19 protein-coding genes are annotated in these 20,888 nt (G+C 55.3%); 13 read left to right on the plus strand and 6 right to left on the minus strand.

What is annotated here, in order from left to right; all coding sequences use genetic code 11:
• Positions 1 to 6: 6 nt before the first annotated feature.
• From GCU45_RS25045 to GCU45_RS25055, 3 genes are read left to right on the plus strand one after another with little or no spacing between them, the layout of a single operon-like run.
• On the plus strand, positions 7 to 1,452 hold the full coding sequence (locus tag GCU45_RS25045; RefSeq protein ID WP_076170231.1) for an ammonium transporter: 1,446 nt from the start codon (positions 7 to 9) through the stop codon (positions 1,450 to 1,452).
• 50 nt (positions 1,453 to 1,502) lie between these two features.
• Entirely contained in the window at positions 1,503 to 2,582 is a 1,080-nt protein-coding gene (locus tag GCU45_RS25050; RefSeq protein WP_105441570.1) for a DUF294 nucleotidyltransferase-like domain-containing protein, read from the plus strand.
• Positions 2,579 to 3,319, plus strand: coding sequence for an exonuclease domain-containing protein (locus GCU45_RS25055; RefSeq protein ID WP_076170229.1), 741 nt, complete (start codon positions 2,579 to 2,581; stop codon positions 3,317 to 3,319). The genes GCU45_RS25050 and GCU45_RS25055 overlap by 4 nt, the downstream gene beginning before the upstream one ends.
• On the opposite strand, the gene GCU45_RS25060 is transcribed toward GCU45_RS25055, so the two are convergent.
• Complete coding sequence (locus GCU45_RS25060) at positions 3,305 to 3,760, minus strand: Mov34/MPN/PAD-1 family protein (protein WP_167527217.1); 456 nt, start codon at positions 3,758 to 3,760, stop codon at positions 3,305 to 3,307. The two genes, GCU45_RS25055 and GCU45_RS25060, sit on opposite strands and share 15 nt — an antisense overlap.
• A gap of 424 nt (positions 3,761 to 4,184) precedes the next feature.
• On the opposite strand from GCU45_RS25060, the gene GCU45_RS25065 reads away from it, so the two are divergent.
• The gene (locus tag GCU45_RS25065; RefSeq protein WP_076170227.1) at positions 4,185 to 4,736 is read left to right on the plus strand and encodes a TlpA family protein disulfide reductase; all 552 of its coding nucleotides are present in this window, start codon (positions 4,185 to 4,187) and stop codon (positions 4,734 to 4,736) included.
• Positions 4,737 to 4,865: 129 nt separating this feature from the next.
• Here GCU45_RS25065 and cimA read toward each other — a convergent pair whose 3' ends face one another.
• Positions 4,866 to 6,485, minus strand: a complete 1,620-nt coding sequence (gene cimA / locus GCU45_RS25070) for a citramalate synthase (RefSeq protein WP_076170226.1) — start codon at positions 6,483 to 6,485, stop codon at positions 4,866 to 4,868.
• A 155-nt stretch (positions 6,486 to 6,640) separates the two neighbouring features.
• Here cimA and GCU45_RS25075 point away from each other — a divergent pair, with 155 nt between their 5' ends.
• From GCU45_RS25075 to GCU45_RS25085, 3 genes are all read left to right on the plus strand, one after another.
• Positions 6,641 to 7,963 carry a DNA polymerase IV gene (locus GCU45_RS25075; RefSeq protein ID WP_244364241.1) on the plus strand — a complete coding sequence of 441 codons (1,323 nt, stop codon included), beginning with the start codon at positions 6,641 to 6,643 and terminating at the stop codon, positions 7,961 to 7,963.
• A gap of 168 nt (positions 7,964 to 8,131) precedes the next feature.
• Positions 8,132 to 8,374, plus strand: coding sequence for a ferredoxin (locus GCU45_RS25080; protein WP_152401321.1), 243 nt, complete (start codon positions 8,132 to 8,134; stop codon positions 8,372 to 8,374).
• Positions 8,375 to 8,501: 127 nt separating this feature from the next.
• Entirely contained in the window at positions 8,502 to 9,953 is a 1,452-nt protein-coding gene (locus GCU45_RS25085; RefSeq protein WP_152401323.1) for a L,D-transpeptidase, read from the plus strand.
• 148 nt (positions 9,954 to 10,101) lie between these two features.
• On the opposite strand, the gene GCU45_RS34435 is transcribed toward GCU45_RS25085, so the two are convergent.
• Positions 10,102 to 10,236, minus strand: coding sequence for a hypothetical protein (locus GCU45_RS34435; RefSeq protein ID WP_258167940.1), 135 nt, complete (start codon positions 10,234 to 10,236; stop codon positions 10,102 to 10,104).
• Positions 10,237 to 10,424: 188 nt separating this feature from the next.
• Between GCU45_RS34435 and GCU45_RS25090 the strand changes: the two genes are divergently transcribed.
• The 5 genes from GCU45_RS25090 (at position 10,425) to GCU45_RS25110 (ending at position 15,804) form a co-directional block, all read left to right on the plus strand.
• Positions 10,425 to 11,519, plus strand: a complete 1,095-nt coding sequence (locus GCU45_RS25090) for a quinone-dependent dihydroorotate dehydrogenase (protein ID WP_152401325.1) — start codon at positions 10,425 to 10,427, stop codon at positions 11,517 to 11,519.
• A 24-nt stretch (positions 11,520 to 11,543) separates the two neighbouring features.
• The gene (locus tag GCU45_RS25095; RefSeq protein ID WP_116232467.1) at positions 11,544 to 12,392 is read left to right on the plus strand and encodes a GTP diphosphokinase; all 849 of its coding nucleotides are present in this window, start codon (positions 11,544 to 11,546) and stop codon (positions 12,390 to 12,392) included.
• A 206-nt stretch (positions 12,393 to 12,598) separates the two neighbouring features.
• A complete protein-coding gene (locus GCU45_RS25100; protein ID WP_152401327.1) occupies positions 12,599 to 14,161 on the plus strand; it encodes an RsmB/NOP family class I SAM-dependent RNA methyltransferase in 1,563 nt (520 codons plus the stop codon).
• The gene (locus GCU45_RS25105; protein ID WP_152401329.1) at positions 14,158 to 14,919 is read left to right on the plus strand and encodes a pseudouridine synthase; all 762 of its coding nucleotides are present in this window, start codon (positions 14,158 to 14,160) and stop codon (positions 14,917 to 14,919) included. The genes GCU45_RS25100 and GCU45_RS25105 overlap by 4 nt, the downstream gene beginning before the upstream one ends.
• A gap of 84 nt (positions 14,920 to 15,003) precedes the next feature.
• Positions 15,004 to 15,804 (plus strand): Cof-type HAD-IIB family hydrolase, encoded by an 801-nt coding sequence (locus tag GCU45_RS25110; protein ID WP_089546071.1) that lies wholly within the window; start codon positions 15,004 to 15,006, stop codon positions 15,802 to 15,804.
• A gap of 88 nt (positions 15,805 to 15,892) precedes the next feature.
• On the opposite strand, the gene GCU45_RS25115 is transcribed toward GCU45_RS25110, so the two are convergent.
• On the minus strand, positions 15,893 to 17,290 hold the full coding sequence (locus GCU45_RS25115; RefSeq protein WP_152401331.1) for an RsmB/NOP family class I SAM-dependent RNA methyltransferase: 1,398 nt from the start codon (positions 17,288 to 17,290) through the stop codon (positions 15,893 to 15,895).
• 43 nt (positions 17,291 to 17,333) lie between these two features.
• A complete protein-coding gene (locus GCU45_RS25120; RefSeq protein ID WP_152401333.1) occupies positions 17,334 to 18,500 on the minus strand; it encodes a GGDEF domain-containing protein in 1,167 nt (388 codons plus the stop codon).
• Between the two features lie 134 nt (positions 18,501 to 18,634).
• Here GCU45_RS25120 and GCU45_RS25125 point away from each other — a divergent pair, with 134 nt between their 5' ends.
• Positions 18,635 to 19,762 carry a glycosyltransferase family 4 protein gene (locus tag GCU45_RS25125; protein WP_116232472.1) on the plus strand — a complete coding sequence of 376 codons (1,128 nt, stop codon included), beginning with the start codon at positions 18,635 to 18,637 and terminating at the stop codon, positions 19,760 to 19,762.
• Positions 19,763 to 19,837: 75 nt separating this feature from the next.
• Here the strand turns inward: GCU45_RS25125 and GCU45_RS25130 are convergent, their stop codons facing one another.
• Positions 19,838 to 20,866: a YkvI family membrane protein gene (locus tag GCU45_RS25130; RefSeq protein ID WP_152401335.1), complete on the minus strand. Its 1,029-nt coding sequence runs from the start codon at positions 20,864 to 20,866 to the stop codon at positions 19,838 to 19,840.
• Positions 20,867 to 20,888 lie beyond the last annotated feature (22 nt).

Genomic DNA, 20,888 nt, shown 5'->3' on the forward strand with positions numbered 1-20,888 from the left:
GGGTACATGAAAAGGAAATGGTTAGGAATCATGTTATTAATGCTTACATTGTTGACGTTTCCCGTAACGGTTTTTGCAGCCGATGACGGGGCGACCAACGTTCAACTACAGGCTGGGTTGAACACCTTCTTCGTATTTATGGCTGCTATGCTCGTGTTTTTTATGCAGGCGGGTTTCGCGCTTTTGGAAGCCGGTACGGTACGGATGAAGAACGCGGGTCATATCGCAGGGAAGACCGTACTGACACTCGGAATTGCCATCGTCGTTTTCTGGGCAGTCGGTTTTGGCCTTGGGTTCGGCAATGGGAACAGTTTATTCGGAACGACGGGATTTTTCCTGACCGGCGATTCCATGGCAGCGTCCTTTGATTCCTTATCCGCATCGGATGCGTCGCTGACGGTTAAGTTTTTGTTCCAGCTGTCCTTTGCGGCCGTATCGCTGGCCATTGCCTGCGGCGGTATGGCGGAACGCGCAAAATTAAGCGTATATATCGTATTTGGAACCATTTTTATGATCGTGATTTATCCGGTTGTTGCCCACTGGGTATGGGGCGGAGGCTGGTTGGGCCAATTGGGTATGCAGGACTACGCAGGATCGACCGTCGTGCATCTGACAGGTGCGACCGCAGCCCTGGTCATCACTTACATGCTGAAGCCGCGCCTTGGCAAATACAACAAGGACGGCAAGCCTAACAGCATTCCGGGTCATAATCAGGTATTATCGGTACTTGGCGTGTTTATTCTGTGGATCGGTTGGTTCGGTTTTAACCCCGGCAGTGCGCTGACACCACTGATGGACGGATTTTTCGGATATGTGGCCTTGACCACCAACCTGGCTGTAGCTGCCGGTGCTGTTGCCGCCCTGCTGATTTCCTGGGCAATATTCGGCAAAGCCGATATCCCTAGCATGCTGAACGGCGTTTTGGCCGCTCTCGTTGCTATCACCGGTTCTTGTGCATTCGTAGATGCGTGGGCAGCGATCGTGATCGGTGCGGTTGCTGGTATCATTACCTTCTTCACGGCTCAATGGTTTGAGAGAGCGGGACTTGACGATCCGATTTACGCTTTTTCCGTACACGGTATTGCCGGGATTTGGGGGGCCGTTTCCACAGGGTTGTTTGCAACGCCGAAGCTTGTTGAGATTACTGGCGTCGGAAAACCCGGACTGTTCTATGGCGGTGGATTCTCGCAGCTGGGCGTTCAAGTGCTGGGTGTCCTCGGGGCGTTCGTATTCGTTCTCGTGATCTCCTTTATCGTCATCGCTATTATGAAAGCAACGATGGGAATTCGCGTTACCGAAGAAGAAGAAATGATGGGTCTGGACATCAGCGAACACGGCACTTACGGCTATCCGGAGCAAATGAGACTGCTCGTTGATTCCGAGATCAGACCATCGGCGTCTTCCGCATCGGCTCCTAAGCCATCTGCGGGAACCAACGAGTCCTTTACCTAAGTCTAAAGAAATATGAATGAATATAATTCACCATGGAGGGGGTGAACCGTATGGAACCGCTGAAGTCGGAATCATGTGATCTGGACCTCGGTACGATCGCTTATGCGAACTCGCGTGAAGAGCTTCGGAGCAGGCGGCTGGACTGTCAGGAACAGCTTCAGGAAATGTTCGCTGACATGCCGATCGGGGCCTGGTCTGCACTCGTCAATGAAATGCATGATTTGATCGCGGCCAGAGCCGTCGACATTTGCGAGCGGGAACTGGAGGAGGCCGGTTACGGCCTGCCTCCCGTCTCCTACGCCTTCGTCGTATTCGGCAGTGCGGGCCGTAGGGAGTCGACGCTGTGGAGCGATCAGGATAACGGCCTTATTATCAGCGACGAGCCGGATGCATATAAGGAAGCTTACTTTCAAATCTTCGGTCAACGGCTGTCGGACCTGTTTGAATATTTGGGCTATGAAAAATGCAAGGGGAAAGTCATGTGCTCCGAGCCGCTGTGGCGCAAAACGCTGGAGGGTTGGAAAACGCAGCTCTCCCGCTGGCGCAATGACTTCAGCTGGGAACCGGTTCGCTACCTGATTATCGCTACAGATATGCGCTATATTTCTGGTGATCGCACACTTTCTGAGTCGTGGAAGGCTTTTTTCGGAAAATGTCTCGATGAGACGCCGGAGCTGGCGATCGCGATTCTGCGGAATACGGTCAGACATAAAGCAACGCTAAATCTGCTCGGCCAGGTCGTTACCGAACGGTTTGGAGAACATGCCGGAGATTTTGACGTGAAATACGGGGTGTACATCCCGATCGTCAACAGCGTCCGATATATGGCCCTCCAGCAGGGAGTCAAGGAATCATCCACGCTGAAACGGCTGGAGAGGCTGATGGTGCTGGACGGGGGCAACATGCTGCTGGAGAATGTGCAACGCGCCTTTCTTACCGCCTTGATGCTGAGGTCGACCGCCCCCCACCGCGAAGAAAGGGGCATCTTCATGAGCAGCGGCTACATTCCGCAGAAGGAGCTCAAGAAAAGGCCGCTGATGTATGAGCTTCGCGAAAGCCTGACCGTCGTCAGGCGGACTCACCGGGCGCTGCAGCGTCAGCTTCGTTTCGCGGAGAGGAGAAGACCATGAAGACGCCGGAGCGGGGGAACAGCGGGTTCTGGAGCCTGCTTCGGCAGGGAGGCATGCCCTCGGCGATTGCTTCAGTGATGGGAGGATCCTCCGCACAGCAGATGGCGTTTATCCGCTCGCTGATGAGAGAACAACGGCGGCCGGAGGTTCTGCATACTCCGCTCAGCGAGCTGGAAACCGTCGTGTTTGATCTGGAGACGACGGGATTCAACGTTCAGCAGGGCGATGAAATTTTGTCGATCGGGGCGCTTCGGGTCAAAGGCGGCGAAATCAAAGAGGATGAGTCGTTCTACAGCCTCGTTCAATGCAAACGCCCGGTGCCGTCCCACATTACCGGATTGACGGGGATTACGCAGGCGATGATCAACGAAGCGCCGCCGCTGATGGACGGTCTGCACGGTTTCATGAATTTCGTTGGGGGAAGGGTGCTGGTCGCCCATGCGAGCGCCCATGACAAATCCTTTTTGAATGCGGCACTGTGGAAAACCTCGAAGGTGAACCTCAGCCACCGGGTGATCGATACGATGATGATTGCCCGCTGGCTGGAGCCGCAGCGCGCGAGCTTTGCGCTGGACGACCTGCTGATGGCGAAAAATATTCCGATCGAGGGAAGGCATCACGCTTTGGAGGATGCCAAGATGACCGCAAAGCTGTGGGTTATGTATCTGCGGGACATATCGCGCAGGAGACAGGTAGAGACGCTGGGCGACCTGTACGCCTATTTAAGCCATGCGTAACCGGGCCGGGCGGAGATGAAAATCGCCTGCCGCTGAACGTTCAATGAAGTAAGCCTGAGTCACGACAGAAGATCCCGATTCGTCGGGGGAACTGATCAAATAGATACGGAGCAAATCTCCGAAAAGCGGGAGCTGACGCAAATCCTCCTCGGACGGAACCGGAACGGTGTGTGGATGCGTGTGAAAGATTCCGAGCAGTCCCGAAGGGTTAAGACACTGCTGCACCCACTCATGGGGATCCAGGGTGAAGCGGTGCGGCGGGTCAGGCGCTACGTTGCGGATCGGGATCAACGTCTCGATTCGCATGCCGCCCGCTGCAGCATTACCCCGCAGTACACCGCAGGCTTCATAAGGCCGATGAAGAAATAGCTGCTCCGCCAATCCGTGGGCGCAAGCAGCATCCAGCCATATTTCTTCGTCGTGTACGTGAAGCTCTGTCAACCGTATTCTCCCCTCTCACTTTGGCCTCTGCATTTGGCAGGGGCTCTTTTTTTTTGTGCATTCATATCATGTCAAGTGTAGCGGGATGCCTGTACAATCGCAAGGGACGAGATCGGCAGATTGCACTGTGGGCCAAGCCAAATAGGGCGGTGGGAAAAATTTTGCAGTTCATTTGTAAGTTCCCGTGAAAAGAGGGTAAAATATAAGGGATACCACTTTAAGTGCGTGTTCAAAAAGGTCGGTTTTCAGCACCGAGAAGATTGGATGAAGCAAGGGACTGAGGAGCAGAGCGTACGTAGTGGGTACGTGAGCACCGGAAGGCCCGGCTGAATTCAAGATTCGATGCCGAATCAGCTTCCCGATTTACTTCGTGATCAAAAGCGGACTTTTTGAACAACCTCTTTATGAAAAAGGGGCGACATCTATGAAACGTAATTTGTACATTCTGCTCGCCTTTTTGGTGCTGGCGGGTGTTGTAGTTTACCAAAGTGCAGGCGACAAAATCCAGGCTGCCTTTCAGCAGGAGAAGCCGATGCCGACCGAAACGAAGCCGCAAGCGGGATATCTGGCACCGGCCTTCACGGCCACGGGGCTCGACGGGAAGGAATACCGTGTCGGCGGGGCGCAGGACAAGGCTATTCTGGTGAATTTCTGGGCTTCCTGGTGCGATCCGTGCCAGCAGGAAGCGCCCGAGCTGCATGCCTTGGCGGAAAAATACAAGGATGACCTGAATATTTACGGCATCAATGTGACCAAATATGACAACAAGAAAAACGCCAAAAGCTTCGTCGAGAAATACGACGTGAACTTTCCGGTCATGCTGGATCTGAAAGGAACGATCTACGACCAGTACAAAGGAGCCGTGTTCCCGACGAACGTGCTGATCGACAAAAACGGTGTCGTGCAGGATGTGATCCTGGGCATTCTGCCGTCCAAGGATCTGGAGAAGAAGATCAAGCATCTGATCGAGTCCTAGTTAAGGGTGAATGGAAGACCTTCCGGGTAGACTGCCGGAGGTCTTCTTTTTTTGTGTTGATTTAAAAAATAAAAGACCGTCCAGGATGGCTCCCGGACGGTCTGCTTCAGTTAAGCTGATATGAATGGTTTAGTGATTGACCAGCCCTTGCGACGGTGAAGCCGCTTCAGGTTCCGATGTCTGAAGGATCTGTCCCAGCAGGGCGTAGCGCATACTGTCGACCAGCGCCTCCCAGCTCGCCTCGATGACGTTCTCGGACACACCGACGGTGTTCCAGGACTGGTTGATGTTGCGGGATTCGATCAGTACGCGAACCTTGGCCGCGGTTGCATCCTTCTCATCGAGCACGCGGACCTTATAGTCGGACAGATGCATTTCCTTGATCGCCGGGAAGTACTGCACAAGCGCCTTCCGCAGCGCATTGTCAAGCGCATTGACCGGACCGTTGCCCTCAGCCGCAGTATAGACGTTGTTGCCAGCGACGTTCAGTTTGACGAACGCCTCGGAAACGACGGCTCTGCCGGCGGTTTTCTCTACCAGCATTTTGAAGGATTCAAATGTGAACAGCTCCTTCATTTCGCCGCCGGCTTCGCGCAGGAGCAGCTCCAGGGACGCGTCGGCCGCTTCGAACTGATAGCCCTGGTGCTCGAGATCCTTGATCTTCTCGATCACTTTGCGCGAATGCTCGCTCGTGGAATCGAAGTCCAGACCCATATCCTGCGCCTTGGACACGATATTGCTCTGGCCGGCCAGCTCCGACACCAGCACGCGCTGCTTGTTGCCGACGAGCTCCGGCACGATATGCTCGTACGTGCGCGAGTCGCGAAGGATGGCGGAGACGTGGATTCCGCCTTTGTGGGCGAATGCCGCGTTGCCGACATACGGCTGGTTCACCGGCATGTTGACGTTGGCGATTTCGCTGACGAAGCGGGCGGTGTTGGTCAGCTGCTTCAAGCGATCTTCGCCGATGCACTCGTAACCGAGCTTGAGCTCCAGGTTCGGAATGATAGAGCAGAGATTCGCGTTGCCGCAGCGTTCGCCGTAGCCGTTGATCGTTCCCTGAACCTGGCGGGCGCCGGCTTCCACCGCGCTGAGCGTGTTGGCCACGGCGAGCTCGCAGTCATTATGCGTATGGATACCGAATTGGGCCTGAGGGATAAGCGAAGTCAGGCTGGTAACGATCCCGTGAATTTCATGCGGGAGGGTTCCGCCGTTCGTGTCGCACATCACCAGCCAATCGGCGCCTGCTTCCTTGGCTTTCTTCAGCACGGAAACGGCATAGTCCGCATTGTTCTTATAGCCGTCGAAGAAGTGCTCGGCGTCAAAAATGACCTCAAGCCCCTGCTGCTTCAAAAAGGCGATCGAGTCGTAAATCATGGCCAGGTTCTCATCCAGCGTGGTCTGCAGCGCTGTATGGACATGGAAGTCCCAAGATTTGCCGACGAGCGTGGCGGCCTGAACACCGGATTCCAGAATGCGCTTTAAGTTTCCGTCCTGCTCAGCTTTGCTGTCTTTACGGCGCGTGCTGCCGAAAGCGGTGATTTTGGCGCTCAGGCCCAGCTGCTGAACCCTTTTAAAAAACTCGATGTCCTTACTGTTGCTTCCCGGAATGCCACCTTCAATATATTGTACGCCAAGCTCATCGAGCTTCTTGGCAATCTTCAGTTTATCGTCGGCGGACAAGCTGACACCTTCGCCTTGGGTGCCGTCCCGCAGGGTCGTATCGAAGATGGAAATGGACTTAGACATGGGAGTCCTCCTTTGGAAGTCTTGGAATGATCACTACGTCATTTGTATAATTCATTATTATATCATTTTTACGCGGGAATGTAACAAAGAATTCCTCGTGCAAGTAGGTTCCCAGGGTTCTTGACCTCGTTTCTGGCGAGGGGTATGCTGGATTTATGAATTTGGTAAGGGTGAGTAAGATGGACAAGCCAAGCGTTGATGCCTATTATCCGCAGAATGGAAGGGTCATTCTGCATGTCGATATGAACGCGTTTTATTGCTCCGTCCATGAGGCGGAGGAGCCGGAGAAATACCGGGGCATGCCCACCGCGGTTGCAGGAAGCATGGAGCTGCGAAAGGGGATTATCGTCACCTGTTCCTATGCTGCGCGGAAACGGGGCATTTCGACAGGCATGCTGGTCACCCGGGCGCTGAAGCTGTGCCCGGAGCTGATCGTCATCAAGCCTGATTTTGATTTATACCGCAAATACTCCAAGGCGTTTATGAATATCGCCTATTCCTATACGCCGCTGATGCAGGCGACTTCGATTGACGAATGCTATCTCGATATTACCGGATCGAAGCAGTTCGGGACACCCCAGCACATCGCCGAGGAAATCCAGCGGCGGATCTATGAGGAGCTCGGGCTGCCGTGCTCTATCGGGATCGCCCCGAACAAGCTGCTTGCCAAGATGGGCTCCGATATGAAAAAGCCGAACGGCATTTCGGTTCTTCGCATCCGCGATGTGCCGAACGTGCTGTGGAACAAGCCTTGCGGAGAGCTGTTCGGAATCGGCGGCAAAACGGCGGAGAAGCTGCGCAAAATCGGCATCCATACGATCGGCCAGCTGGCGCGTACGGACGAAGAAGCGCTGATCCGCGTGTTCGGGGTCGTTGGGGCCTGGATGAAGCAGGCGGCGAACGGTATTGACCATTCGCCGGTGGTGGAGGATCGGGAGCAGAGCAAATCGGTCGGGCATACGACGACGCTGCCTCACGATATCAGCGCCAAGGAAGATGTGAACCGGGTGCTGCTCAATCTAAGCGATCAGGTAGCGCGGCGCTTAAGAAGGAAGGAACTGGTCGCAGGCGGGGTGCAGATCACGATCCGGACGCCGGACATGAAGACGATCACGCGTGCCCGCGTGCTGCCTGCCCCTACCGAAAATGCCGAGGACATCTACGAGGCGGCGCGCAAGCTGTATGCGGAGCATTGGAGCTGGGACAAGCCGGTCAGGCTGCTCGGCGTGACGCTGCAGCACTTGGTGCCGAAGGAGGAGTCGGCGATCCAGCTTGATCTGTTCAGCTATGAGAAGCAGCCGAAGAAGGAGTCCCTGACCAAGATCATGGACGAGCTGCGGAACAAGTTCGGGGAGAACGCCGTCGTTACCGCGGGGATGCTCGGTGACGATCCGTCGGCGCTGCTGCGCAACCACCGGGTGCGGGGAACGTCGCTGCAGATGGATTTTGCCGATAAGCGCGACGAGGATCTTCCGTAGACGGTTAGGGCGAAAGTCACGAAACGAAAATATGTGATTTTTGTCATTGAAGAGTCGGCGAAATTTGCGTTACCATATAAATATGGTTTTGCTGCTATGGTGGAGAACATTTCGTTTTTTTTTTGGATAGATCATTTATATAGATAAATAGAAAGGTAGAGGAGAGCCATGGCCAAATTTACTTGGGTTGAGAAAGATACCTGCATCGCGTGCGGCGCCTGCGGCGCAACCGCTCCGGATATTTACGATTACGACGACGAGGGGCTGGCCGAAGTCGTGTACGGCGGCGACAACAACAAAGGCAACACCGAAATTCCTGAAGAGATGTACGATGACCTGCAGGATGCCGTTGACGGCTGCCCGACGGATTCCATTAAGATCGCGGACTGCCCTTTTCATAAAGAAGGCTGAAGCAACGCTTCATGCTTACGCCTATGTCTGAAAGCATCCCCCGGCCGAATAGGCCTCGAGGGGGATGTTTTTTTGTTTTCCGCGTGCCGATATAAATAGAAAGAACATTTGCGCATGGAGGTTACCGTTGAAGAATTCGCTCTATCTCAAAAAATACGTTCAGATGCATCCGGACAATAAAATGGGATGGTATTTGCTGGGGAAGGAATATGAAAAAAGCGGGCAGCAGGGGAAAGCCAACTACTGCTTTAACCAGTCGGGCGGAATTTATGAAGCCTTTGAAACGAGCCGGGTGCCATCGGATATTTGGCTGGAATACGAACAGAAGCTGCTGAAGCAGGCCGAGGACGCGGAGCGGAAGCGGCGGCGGATCCGCCGGGCGGCGGTTGCCTTGATGATTCTCATACTGGTGCTGATTCCTTCGGTGGAGTCGCCGCAGCGGCAGAGCCTTGCCGAAGAATCGGCGAACCCCAGGGAAGAAGTGCAGGCGGCTGCAGCAGCAGATGATATGCCGGAGAAAAAGGATACGGGTAAAGGCGAGGGGGCTGCGGCAGAAGACGGACAGCCTGCATCTGGCACGGTGTTTACCGCACTGGGCGAGGACGATGGGGACGGCAAGGCGCACCTGCTAGCGGATGAAATGTCAATCGCGCAGGAATCCAGGAACCGCTTGGCGGTCCTGACCATGAAACGGCAGGGAAAATGGCTGCTGTGGTCGCGCGATCTGCCAGTCTCTTATACGATGCTTTCCGGCGGGAAAGGAAAGATGACCTATCAGTCCTATAACGCCAAAGATTGCGCATGCAAACCGCAGGATCAGGAAGCATTGCAGTCCGCTGCCGCGAAATGGACCCTGGAGCAGGAAGAGCTGGCTTTGCTGTACAGCGCCATGGCCGCCTACCGGGAAAAGAACGGAGCCCTGCCGAAGTCCGTGAACGATCTGACGCGGCCGTTTCCGGAAAATTGGGTTTCGGGGCGGACGCCGCGTATGCAGGAGGCGTTTGCCCCGATGGCCGAATGGATGCAATCCGGCGGAAGTTCCTCTAAGGGACAAGAAGGCGGGGGCGGTGAAACGGCATCCGATGCCAATACGCCGCCGTCTCCGTTTGCTTCGACATGGGGACAGAAGCCCTTTTTGCAGGAGCGGCTCGAAATTATCGTCGATAAAGCGGCACACCGTCTGGCCGTAGTCAGCGGGGATAAGCTCATCCGCAGTTATCAGGTTGGACTGGGGGGAGAGCGTACGCCGGAGGGAAAATACAAAATTTCGATCAAGGTGATGAATCCGAACGGCCGGGATGACGGCGAATTTGGAAGCAGGGGCATGCAGCTGTCAGACACCAATTACGCGATTCACGGCACGGACGAACCGGACAGCGTGGGCAAGGACGAATCCAAGGGCTGCATCCGCATGAGCAGGGCGGACATCGAGGAGCTTTTTGATCTCGTACCGTTAGGCACCCCTGTACTCATAAGCAAGGGGGTTCTGCCTGATCTGCCGCTCGTGCCGAAGGAAAGATTCCTTACGAAGCCGAAGCAGGATCAGACGAACCCCCATCAGACGTATCACTGGCTGTGAACCGCAGCCTTGGCTGAAAGGCTTGTCCCAAACAAATGCACTAGATTATAGAATTTAAAAATATCAGCGGGGCTGAACATTCTATAATCGCAAGAAAAACTTCCGTTAAACGCGGTCAGTCTTCTTTGCGTATACGATATACGTTTTTTTACACGTTGAAAATAATCAGAACCGAAATGAGCAGAATGAGCAAAAGCAGGCCGATCCCGACCCAAAGCAACGCCCTCCGGTTGACTTCGTCCTTCTTCTGCTGAAGCGTCGGCGGTTTGCGCTTGGTTGCCATGACGTTCTACCTTCTTTCCTAATCAGATTCAATCTTACCCTCATTGTAATGGCTTTCAATGTAAAATACCAGCAGGGGAAGGGCTTAGAGCCAGCCGGTTCGATCAGGCAAAAAACTTTATTTTTATACCGATTAAGGATAAACTGAAGGATAGAGACAACAATGTGCATGGAGAGGAAGATTGGCTGGTGCTGTACCGAAATTTGGCAAAACCGATATTTTTTAAAATCGATCCGGAGAAAGCTCACCATTTGGTCATCGGCGGACTTCATTCCGCGGGCGCGTTTCCGGGAGGAACGGGCCTACTGCGAAGCATGTACGGCGTGAACGAGACGGCAGACCTCGCAGTGGATCTGTTCGGCATACATTTTCCGACACCGGTTGGACTTGCAGCAGGATTGGACAAGAATGCGGCAGCGGTCGACGGTTTTTCTTCCATCGGCTTTGGTTTTATGGAGGTTGGCACGGTGACGCCGAAGGGACAGCCGGGCAACGAGCAGCCCCGCCTGTTTCGCCTTCCACCCGATGAGGCGCTTGTGAACCGGATGGGATTCAACAACGAGGGGGCGGAGGCCATGGCCAAGCGGCTGGCGGCTATCAAGAACCGCCGGATCCCGGTCGCCGTGAATATCGGCAAAAATAAAGTAACTCCGAACGAGGAAGCCTATAAGGATTATCAGGAATGCCTGCGTACCCTGTATCCGTACGGGGATTTTTTTGTGGTTAACATCAGCTCGCCGAACACGCCGGATTTGCGCAATCTGCAGTACGGCAGCGAACTTTCGACTTTGGTCCGGCATATTATGGAAGAGATGCGGGCACAAGCCACCAAGCACGGGGAGTCCAAGCATATTCTGGTGAAAATTGCGCCTGATGTGAGCGACAGCGAGCTGGAAGAAATGGTCGATGCGCTGGCTCCGAGCGGGGTCTCCGGCATTATCGCCACGAACACCACGATCGGGCGGGAAGGGCTGAGCCATCCGAACGCCAGGGAAACCGGGGGACTAAGCGGCAAACCGCTGCGTATCCGTTCCACGGAGGTCGTATCCCGGGTATACCGTCAGACGGGCGGCAAGCTGCCGATTATCGGTTCCGGCGGCATTTTTACAGCTGAAGATGCTTATGAGAAGATCAGGGCGGGTGCAAGCCTGGTGGAAATTTATACTGCCCTTATATATGAAGGACCCGAAATCAACCGGAAAATCAACGCCGGGCTGAGAGAGCTTTTGCGTCGTGACGGCTTTGCCCATATCTCCGAGGCTGTGGGGGCAGACCATCACTGAGGGAGACAGACAGGAGGCATGTGAATGGACGGCAGAGATTGGGGATTGTTTCTACTACCGTATGAACAAACCGTTGAGGAACTGAAAGTCAAATTCAAGACGATGCGTGCGGAACTGAAGAAGAGAGAGGAATATGCCCCGATCGAGTTCGTGACCGGACGCGTCAAGAAAATATCGAGCATTCTGGACAAGGCGAAGCGGCTTAACGTTCCAATGGACCAATTGGAGCAAGGGATCGAGGATATCGCCGGCATCCGGATCATGTGCCAGTTCGTCGAGGATATCCGCCGCGTGGCCGAATATATCCGCAAGCGGAAGGATCTGACGGTGCTGTATGAAAAGGATTATATTACGAATTATAAAGAAAGCGGCTACCGCAGTTTTCATATGATCGTCGAGTACCCGGTTCAGACGGCGCTTGGTCAAAAACCGGTACTGGCGGAGATCCAAATCCGCACGCTGGCGATGAATTTCTGGGCGACGATCGAGCATTCGCTCAGCTATAAGTACCGGGAGAGTCTTCCGGAGAACATCCGTAAGCGGCTGCAGACCGCGGCCGAAGCGGCATCCGTGCTGGATAACGAAATGTCGAGCATCCGTGAGGATATCCTTGAGGCGCAGAAGCAGTTTGAGGACGATTCCAACGTGACCTCTACGGTGCTGGCGATGATCCATCAGCTCTACTACTATCATTTGGTGAACGAGGCGATGGCGTTCCAGGAACGGTTCAATCAAATCTGGTCCCAGACCGAGCCAGGCAAGCCCCATGACATGGAGAGCATGAGACAGCTCCTTGACGAGGTACGGGAACTGATCGCGGCCTATAAGAAAAATTCTATCGACGTATTCTCACAGGAGACAGACCGAGATTAGCGGAAATTTTTCTTGCGATCATGGGATGTTTCAGTATCCATGAAATCTTACAGCCATGATCTAAAGAAAAACGATCCTTCCGATGAGGCATAACATTCGGATTCAGCCCGCTGCCGATCATGTGCAGCGGGTTGTTTGTATGGACGAGGGCTGATACAATGGGGTCCGGCCAACGATTTTACATTAAAGACAGGATGATGAAGCACATGGCACTTAAGCTGCCGGCTGCCTTTCAGGAACGGATGCGTTCCTTGCTGAAAGAGGAGTATACCGATTTTATGGATTCGTATGACCGTGTGCCGCGCAGCGGCATCCGGGTCAATACGCTGAAAATTTCCACAGAAGACCTGCTGTCCATCGCCCCGTGGGATTTGCGGCCGATCCCCTGGTGTGGGACAGGCTTCTATACCGAAGCGGGTGAACGGCCCGGCAGGCATCCGTATTACCATGCGGGCCTTTATTATATCCAGGAGCCAAGCGCAATGGCTCCGGTGCAGCTGCTGGACGTAACGCCGGGAGAGGCCGTACTGGACCTGTGCGCCGCCCCTGGAGGCAAATCGACGCAAATCGCGGCCAAGCTGCGGGGGACAGGCATGCTGGTCTCCAATGATTTGAATGCCGACCGGACCAAGGCGCTGGCCAAAAATATCGAGCTGTACGGCGTCCGCAACGCGGTCGTGCTGAATGAGCATCCCGACCGGATCGCGGAGAAGTTCCCGGCCTTTTTCGATAAAATTCTGATCGATGCCCCTTGCTCGGGCGAGGGGATGTTCCGCAAAGACGAAGCGATGATTAAGGAATGGGACGGGGATTCGCCGCTGAAGTATGCGGACATGCAGCGCGGCATTCTTAGAGCAGCCGCCACCATGCTCAGACCCGGTGGACGGATCGTGTATTCGACCTGCACGTTTTCTCCGGAAGAAAACGAGGGAATGATTGCGGAATTCGTGGCCGCCCATCCAAAATTTCACGTGTTTCCGGTAGGAGGGAACGGTTCTTTTGCCGCAGGGGAAACGGATTGGCTGAAGGAACAAGGCTGCGGATTCGGACATATTCCGGATCAGGTTTGGGAGCAGGTTCGGGGAACGGCCCGGCTGTGGCCGCACCGGATTGAAGGCGAAGGGCATTTCCTGGCCGTCTTGCAGCATGAGGCGGACCCCGAGTCTGCCGCCGAAGCGGAACGGGCCAGAGACGCGCTGCTGAGCAGGACGGCTCCGGCGGAGTCCGCTGACCGGCCTAAGGGCAAGGAACGGCCGACGCGAAACGCCAAGCCCATGAAAGGAAAACCGCCGAAAAAAGGTGCGGGGAACCAGGGCGAAGCCGCACCAACGGCCGCGTATGAAGCTTTCATTCGCGAGCATCTCCTTGGCTTCGTGCCGGGGGGCCATACGGTCGTCTACGGCTCCCATATTTATCAATCGCCGCTGCCGCCAAGCCTTCTCGACGGGCTGAAGGTCGTCCGCCCGGGCTGGTACATGGGCGATGCCAAGAACGGCCGCTTCGTTCCGGCCCATCCGCTGGCGACGGCGCTGCATCCCGGCGAGTTCATCCGGGTCATCCGGCTCGACTCCGGGAGCGGCGAAGCCGTGCGTTATTTGAAGGGCGAAACGCTGAGCATTCCCGGGGACCGCGTGGAATGCGGAGGCGAAGCTTCGCCCAAGGGCTACGCCCTGGTCTGCATCGACGGCTATTCAGCCGGATGGGGTAAGTGGCAGGAGGGCATGCTGAAGAACGAATATCCGGCAGGCTGGAGGTGGACATCCGCATGAGCAAGCAGGGCAGAACGACACTGCGGTTGGACAAGGTGTTAACGCATATGGGATATGGCTCCCGGAGCGATATCAAGAAGAAAATCAAACAGGCGGGGGTTACCGTCAACGGAGTCCGGGCCAAGGACAGCGGCATGCATGTCGATCCGTATAAGGATGACATCCGGATTGACGGGGAACAGGTGCAATACAAGGAATTTATCTATCTAATGCTGCACAAGCCGCCGGGCGTCGTATCGGCGACCGAGGATACACGGGACCGGACCGTGCTGGATCTGCTGGAACCGGAGCATTTGGCATTCGAGCCGTTTCCGGTCGGGCGGCTGGATAAGGACACGGAAGGCCTGCTGCTGCTCACCAACGACGGCAAGCTGGCGCATGAGCTGCTGTCACCCAAGCGGCATGTTCCCAAAACATACGAGGCCGTCGTATCCGGCGACGTGACGGAAGCCGATGTACAGCAGTTCGCCTCCGGGGTCACGCTGGACGACGGTTATGTTACGCTGCCCGGCGAGCTCACCATTTTGCGCAAAGAGCAGCAGGGGGACGAGGTCATATCCCACATCTCCCTTGTGATCCATGAGGGGAAATTTCACCAGGTCAAGCGGATGTTCCAAGCTGTCGGAAAAAAGGTCACCTACCTCAAGCGCGTGCAGATGGGGGCTCTGAAGCTGGACGAAGGCCTGCGCATCGGGACTTACCGTGAGCTAAAGGAGGATGAGCTGCTGCAGCTCGGGAAGGATGAAACATCCCGATAACATTGGCATACTACAATAGATCAAAGACCGGCTCGCTTTAAAACAGATACAGATAGAGATATTACGGCAAAGGATGGATGGAGCATGAAATACAAACTGATTGCATTGGATGTCGACGGCACACTGCTTAATGATGAGCATGAAGTAACCGAACAGACGCAGAGGACGATTCAGGAGGCCGCGCGTCAAGGCGCTGAAATTGTGCTGTGCACCGGGAGAGGACCGCAAAATTCCATTCCGTTTATGGAACAGATGGGGCTCTCCGGCTACGTTATCAGCCATAACGGGGCAGCGACGGTGAAGGTGGACACTCGGGAAGTGGTTCACCAATACGCGATGGACGCCAAGGCGATCGTGCCTTACCTGGATTACTTCCGGAAGGAAGGCGTGCATTTTGACGTTAATACGGCGTTTCAGATGTTTGTCGACGACGTTGAGGGACTGGCTGTGGAAGTACGCAGCATGTATGAAAACTATCTGATGCTGCCGTCGGTTCTGCCGCCGCTGCATGACCTGAGTGATCCGATCGTCAAGGTCACCGCGTTTGGGCAGCCGGACACGATGGACCGGGTCCATCAGGACATCGCGGCGTGGACGCCGGAATTTAACATCCTGCGGAGCGGCGAATACTTCGTCGATCTGATGCATCCGGAAGCGTCCAAAGGGAACGCCCTCAAGCAGCTCGCTGAGCGGCGCGGCTACCGGCAGGAGGAGATTCTGGCGATCGGCAACTATTATAACGACATTACGATGCTCACCTACGCCGGCCTTGGCGTGGCGATGGATAACTCACCGCTGGAGGTTAAGGCCGCAGCTAATGAGGTGACGGCTTCGAACAATGAGGACGGCGTGCACGCGGCGCTGCTGAAATATTGTTTGTCATAAAAAATAAAAAGAGCCTTCCTACACGCTTCAGCTTGGTACACGCTGGCGTAGGAAGGCTCTTTGCTGTTGAGGGCTGGTTGCGAGGCGGCTAGTGCTGCCGCAGGCCTTTGGGCAGGTGGTTCTTGAGCTGCCCGCCGCTGGCCTTGCCCCAGCCGAGCGGCAGGCCGTCCACGGCCGCGAGCACCCAGCCCTTCAGGGAGGCATCGACCTGAAGGGTCTCGCCCCGCAGGTAGGCGGAGACCTGCGGGGCCTCCGCGGCCAGCGTGATGCGCTTGGCCGCCTGCTGCGGGGAGAGAGCTATGGCGAGCGCATGCGCCGGCTCGATCCGGTTTTTCTTGAGGTGGGCCAGGTGGAGGCCCGCCCGCGGCACTTTCAGGCCCTGGAGCTGCTGTTCCTGCAGCAGCTCCCCGCCTGGAAGCAGGTACAGCGATTCGCCGAACAGAATCGGTGTACCCGCCGGCAGCGCGAAGTCCGGCAGCTCCTCATCCGCCCAGTCCTGGAACGCCTTTAGCGCAGACAGGGCGTCCTGGAGGCCGGCTCCCGGCTTGCCGCTTCCGGTGCGGCCTTTTCTTCGCGGCCGCTGCCGTTCGCTTGGCGAGGCCTCCAGGGTGTGCCCGCTGTCGCTGAGTTCTCCCTGTTTCTGGAGGAGGGCGACAAAATGCCCTTCCCCCGCCTCGCGATGCGGCCACAACCGCTTCATGGCGATGATTTCCATATCGGCATAATGAGCCGTAAAGCGCTCCATCATGTCTTCATTTTCGCTGCGGTTAAACGTGCAGGTTGAATAAGCCATACTACCGCCGGGTTTCAGCATGGCGTATGCCTCCTGCAAAATATCCCACTGCCGGGCGGCGCACAGCTCGACCAGCTGCGGCGTCCATTCCGCGATCGCCCCGGAGTCCTTGCGGAACATGCCTTCGCCCGAGCACGGGGCGTCCAGCATGATCCGGTCAAAAGCCTGCGGGAAACGGCGCGACAGCTCGTCCGGCGCCGCGCTTGTAACTACAGCGTTAGTAACACCCATACGCTCGATGTTCTCGGCCAAAATTTTCGCCCGTTCCGGGTGGATTTCGTTCGAGATGAGCAGCCCTTCGCCCTTCATTTTCGAGGCGATATGGGTGCTCTTGCCGCCTGGCGCCGCGGCCAAGTCCAGGATCGTCTCGCCGGGCTGCGGATCGAGCAGCTCCACAGCCGACATGGCCGACGGTTCCTGGATGTAATATAAACCGGCCGTGTGGTACGGATGCTTGCCAGGCCGGACGTTCTCCCCGTAATAATAGCCGGTGCTGCACCAAGGAACCGGGGTCAAGCCAAACTCCCGGATGACGGCCTCCTTCAGCTGCGGCACGCCCGCAATTTTTAGGCCGTTGAATCTGAGCCCATGCGTTCTCGGCCGCTCGTAGCTGTCAAGAAATGCTTCGATATCGCTTCCCAGCAGGGGTTCCATCTGTCTGACAAAAGCTGCGGGGAGTTCCTGTTTACCCATTCGTTACATACTCCTTTATTCAACATCATCATGGATGCGGTTTCTATGTATTCGTGCTTTCCGCCGAAGGGGAGGTCCCGACGGCTTCCGGCGGATTTGAAGACCGGTATGCGGTCACTTTATTTTTGCCTGTCGTCTTCGAGCGGTACATTGCCTGATCCGCCTGCGAAATGAGCGTACCGGCGTTCGTGCCTGCACGAAGGACGCTGTATCCAACGCTTAGGGTCACGATCGTTTCGGCTTCGACCCGGGCCCGGATTTGCTCGGCGATCCGGCTGACTTTGGCCCTTTTGTCTACAATGAGGGCTACCAATTCTTCGCCCCCGTACCGCCCGGCAAGGCCTGCTTCGTCGACTTCCTCCTCGATGATGGCGGCCACCTGCTTCAGCACCTGATCCGCTCTGGCATGGCCTTCGGTATCGTTCAGCTTCTTGAAGTTGTCGATGTCGCAGAAGATCAGCGAGACCTTCAGCCCCTGATCCACGTAACGGTTCAGCTGCCTCGTAAAGAAGCGGCGGTTGTATAAATTGGTCAAGCCGTCGGTAATGGATGAGCGGTAGATCGACTGCATTTGCTCCACGATCCGCGTAAACAAAATAAAAAAGAGGAGCGTGTAAAACAAGAGCGGCAGCCAGATCCAGATCGCCGGAATCCAAGTCTCTTCCAGGGGGATGAAGTTGTTCAGCAGATGGACCGAAATGTAGACGAAATAGACGACCAATCCGGCGGTATATTTCTTGCGCTGGCCGACCCGAGGTGCCATGCCGAATAGCCCTATCATTACGGTGCCCAATTGGCACAGGTCTATATAACCCGCCTGCCAGCTTCCGGTCCCTTCCAGAAAACCAGGAGACAGGAGCGGGACGACATACAGGAGCGCCATGACGATCAGGAGCGCCCGCAGCCTGCGGTTCATCCGGTGGTACAACTGGTACACGGCGAAGTTCAGGAAGAGGAAGGAGAAGGCCTGAAGCCAATCGGCTCCTTCCGGGTAACTCCCTTGCCTAGGCGATCCGGAGAAGGCAAAATGGATGTTCACCCCTTCGTATGCCATAATGAACAGAAAGGCCGCCACCATGTAGAGATAGGCTTTTTTGCGCTGCCTGCTGTACATCGTGAGACAAATCAGCAGCATGATGAGTATGATATATAAACCTGATGCGGCGGCAATCCCCGGTACAATGGGGGATAAGAATGAAGAGTAGGGCATGGATCGTTCTCCTGCTCTCTTGAATATTCTTTGGATCAGCGGTTTTACTTTACTGAAACATATGTTCTAATATATCATAATTTACAAGATGCCGAAAAGCTAAGAGACCTACAGAAAGGGGTGGTTTTCCCATTATGAGATTGTTACAGGCCCTCTTTTTCCCACCCGAGCAGCCGGGCGGAGTATCCTCCATGATTCCGTATATGCAGGAGCGATTCCAATCATCAAGATGGGATATGGAGCTGTTCTGGCTTCCTAAACGGATCCGCAACAAGGGGCATGAGGAGGTCGTGTTTGACACCTTCGATTGGACCGAGTTCAAGGACTCCCCTGTCGTTCAAAAATATATTCAGACGTACAAGGATTACTTGTGGTGGACGCGTCTGCGGATCCAGAAGCCGTATGACCTGATCCACGCGCACCATCCCATCGCCGGGCTGGCCGCCAAGCAGGTTTTTCCCGATACGCCGTTAATTCAGACCATTCACTCCAGTTATGAACGGGAATTAATATTGAACGGACGCATTAAGAGCGGGGGGCCGGAGCACCGTTTTCTCGTATCGCTGTACCGCGAACTGGAGCAGAAGAGCCAGCGCATGCTGACGGTTTCCCGTTCGTTCGCCGGCTATTTATCGGACTATGTGGACTATCCGGATAAGATTGGGGTCATTCCAAACGGTTTTGACGAAAAGCGGTTCAAGCCGGTTCCCCATGAGAACGAGGTGCCCCAGCTGATTACGGTCTGCCGCCTGGTACCGGCCAAAGGGCTGGATATTTTGCTGAAGGCCTGCGCCGAGCTTAAGAAAAAGGGTCATGACTACGTGCTGCACATCATCGGAGACGGACCATTCCGCACGGAGCTGGAGAGCCTTGCCAAAGAGCTTGGCATCTATAACGAAACTATTTTCTATGGATACACGCTGCATCCGGAAGAGTTTATGCCGTTTTTTGATATTTTCGTGCTCCCTTCCAGAGCGGAAGCCTTTGGTTCGGTCTTTGCGGAAGCGGCGCTCAGCTGCCTGGCCCTGGTAGGAACCGACGTAGGCGGAATTCCGGAGCAGATCGAAGACGGAGTGAACGGCCTGCTGGTGCCGCCGGAGGACCCGATCGCGCTCTGTGAAGCGCTTGAGAAGGTCATCACCGACCCGATGTACCGCTACGATCTCGCCCGGACGGCCTGGGATAAGGCAAAGAGCCAATATTCCCTGACGCATGCGGTGAATGAACTGAAGAAAATTTATTTATCTTATCAAAAGGTGTAGCGTGCTGGCCATTCAACTCAAAGAGGCAGGTGCTGAGAAATTCAGCTCCCGCCTTTTTTCTATTTCATGCCTCTGTCATTTGGATTTGAACATCAGCTTCAGCACCAATATCAGGCTCAGCGCGCCGAAAATCGGGTACAGCACGGACAGGAGGGAGCTGAATCCGATCTGGCTCAGCAGGAAACAGATAAACATGACGCAGGCGATCAGAAGCTTTGGCGGCAAAGGAATGTGCTGCTGCAGCTGAAGGGTGACCCCGTAAATATCGGCGACGAAGGTACTGAAGATCTCCAGAAAGATCAGCATCACATAAATCAGCTGGATGGCGGTGCCCAGGTTGCTGGCGATGCTGCCCATCGGGATTTCGTACTGCCGGATGCCTGGCATGTGGGCGGACATGGCAACATGCGCGGCCAGCAGCATAAACCCGACGCCGACGCCCCCCAGAATGCCCCCCAATTTAACCACCCTATGGCTTTCCGTCTTGCTTCCAAGGGGGACCAGCACCGCTTGGGCCATGACGAGATTGAAGGATGTATACAGCAGCGGAGAGGTCCACACCGCCGCATAATGATGGTCGGTCGTAATCCGCAGGAAGCTGTCTGCCCCCGGCATGCGGATCGTATTGAATATAATGGCCAAAGACAGCGTCAGCATCAAGGGGACGACAATGCTGTTCATCTGCACGATGGCGTTCATTCCCCTGGTGAGCAAGACATAGGATCCGACCAGAGTGATGATCAGGCCTGTCTGATAATGAAGGTTTAAATGCTCGACGAAAACGGAGCCGGCTCCCGCCAACATGACGCTGTTTACGCAGACGAGCACGAACATCATCACGATGCTGATCACTCCCCCGGCCCGGTCCCCGAACAAATGCTTGTTGAAATCCTCATAGGATCTGGCCGATATCCGCCGTGAAATGATCATAATCTTGGTCCCAAGCCAAATAAACAGGGCGGTGGACAGCAGAATCGTCAGCGTCGCCCATTTGCCGTATTGGGTAAAAAACTGCAGGATCTCCTGTCCGGTCGCAAAGCCTGCACCCACAATGGTTCCGATATATGTAAAAGCAATTTGAAGCACCCTGATCCCGTTCTTCATCGTTCTCCTCCCTGCTCCAGGC

Origin of the sequence: Paenibacillus cellulositrophicus (assembly GCF_009363095.1) — a bacterium.
Taxonomy (GTDB): Bacteria; Bacillota; Bacilli; order Paenibacillales; family Paenibacillaceae; genus Paenibacillus_AQ; species Paenibacillus_AQ favisporus.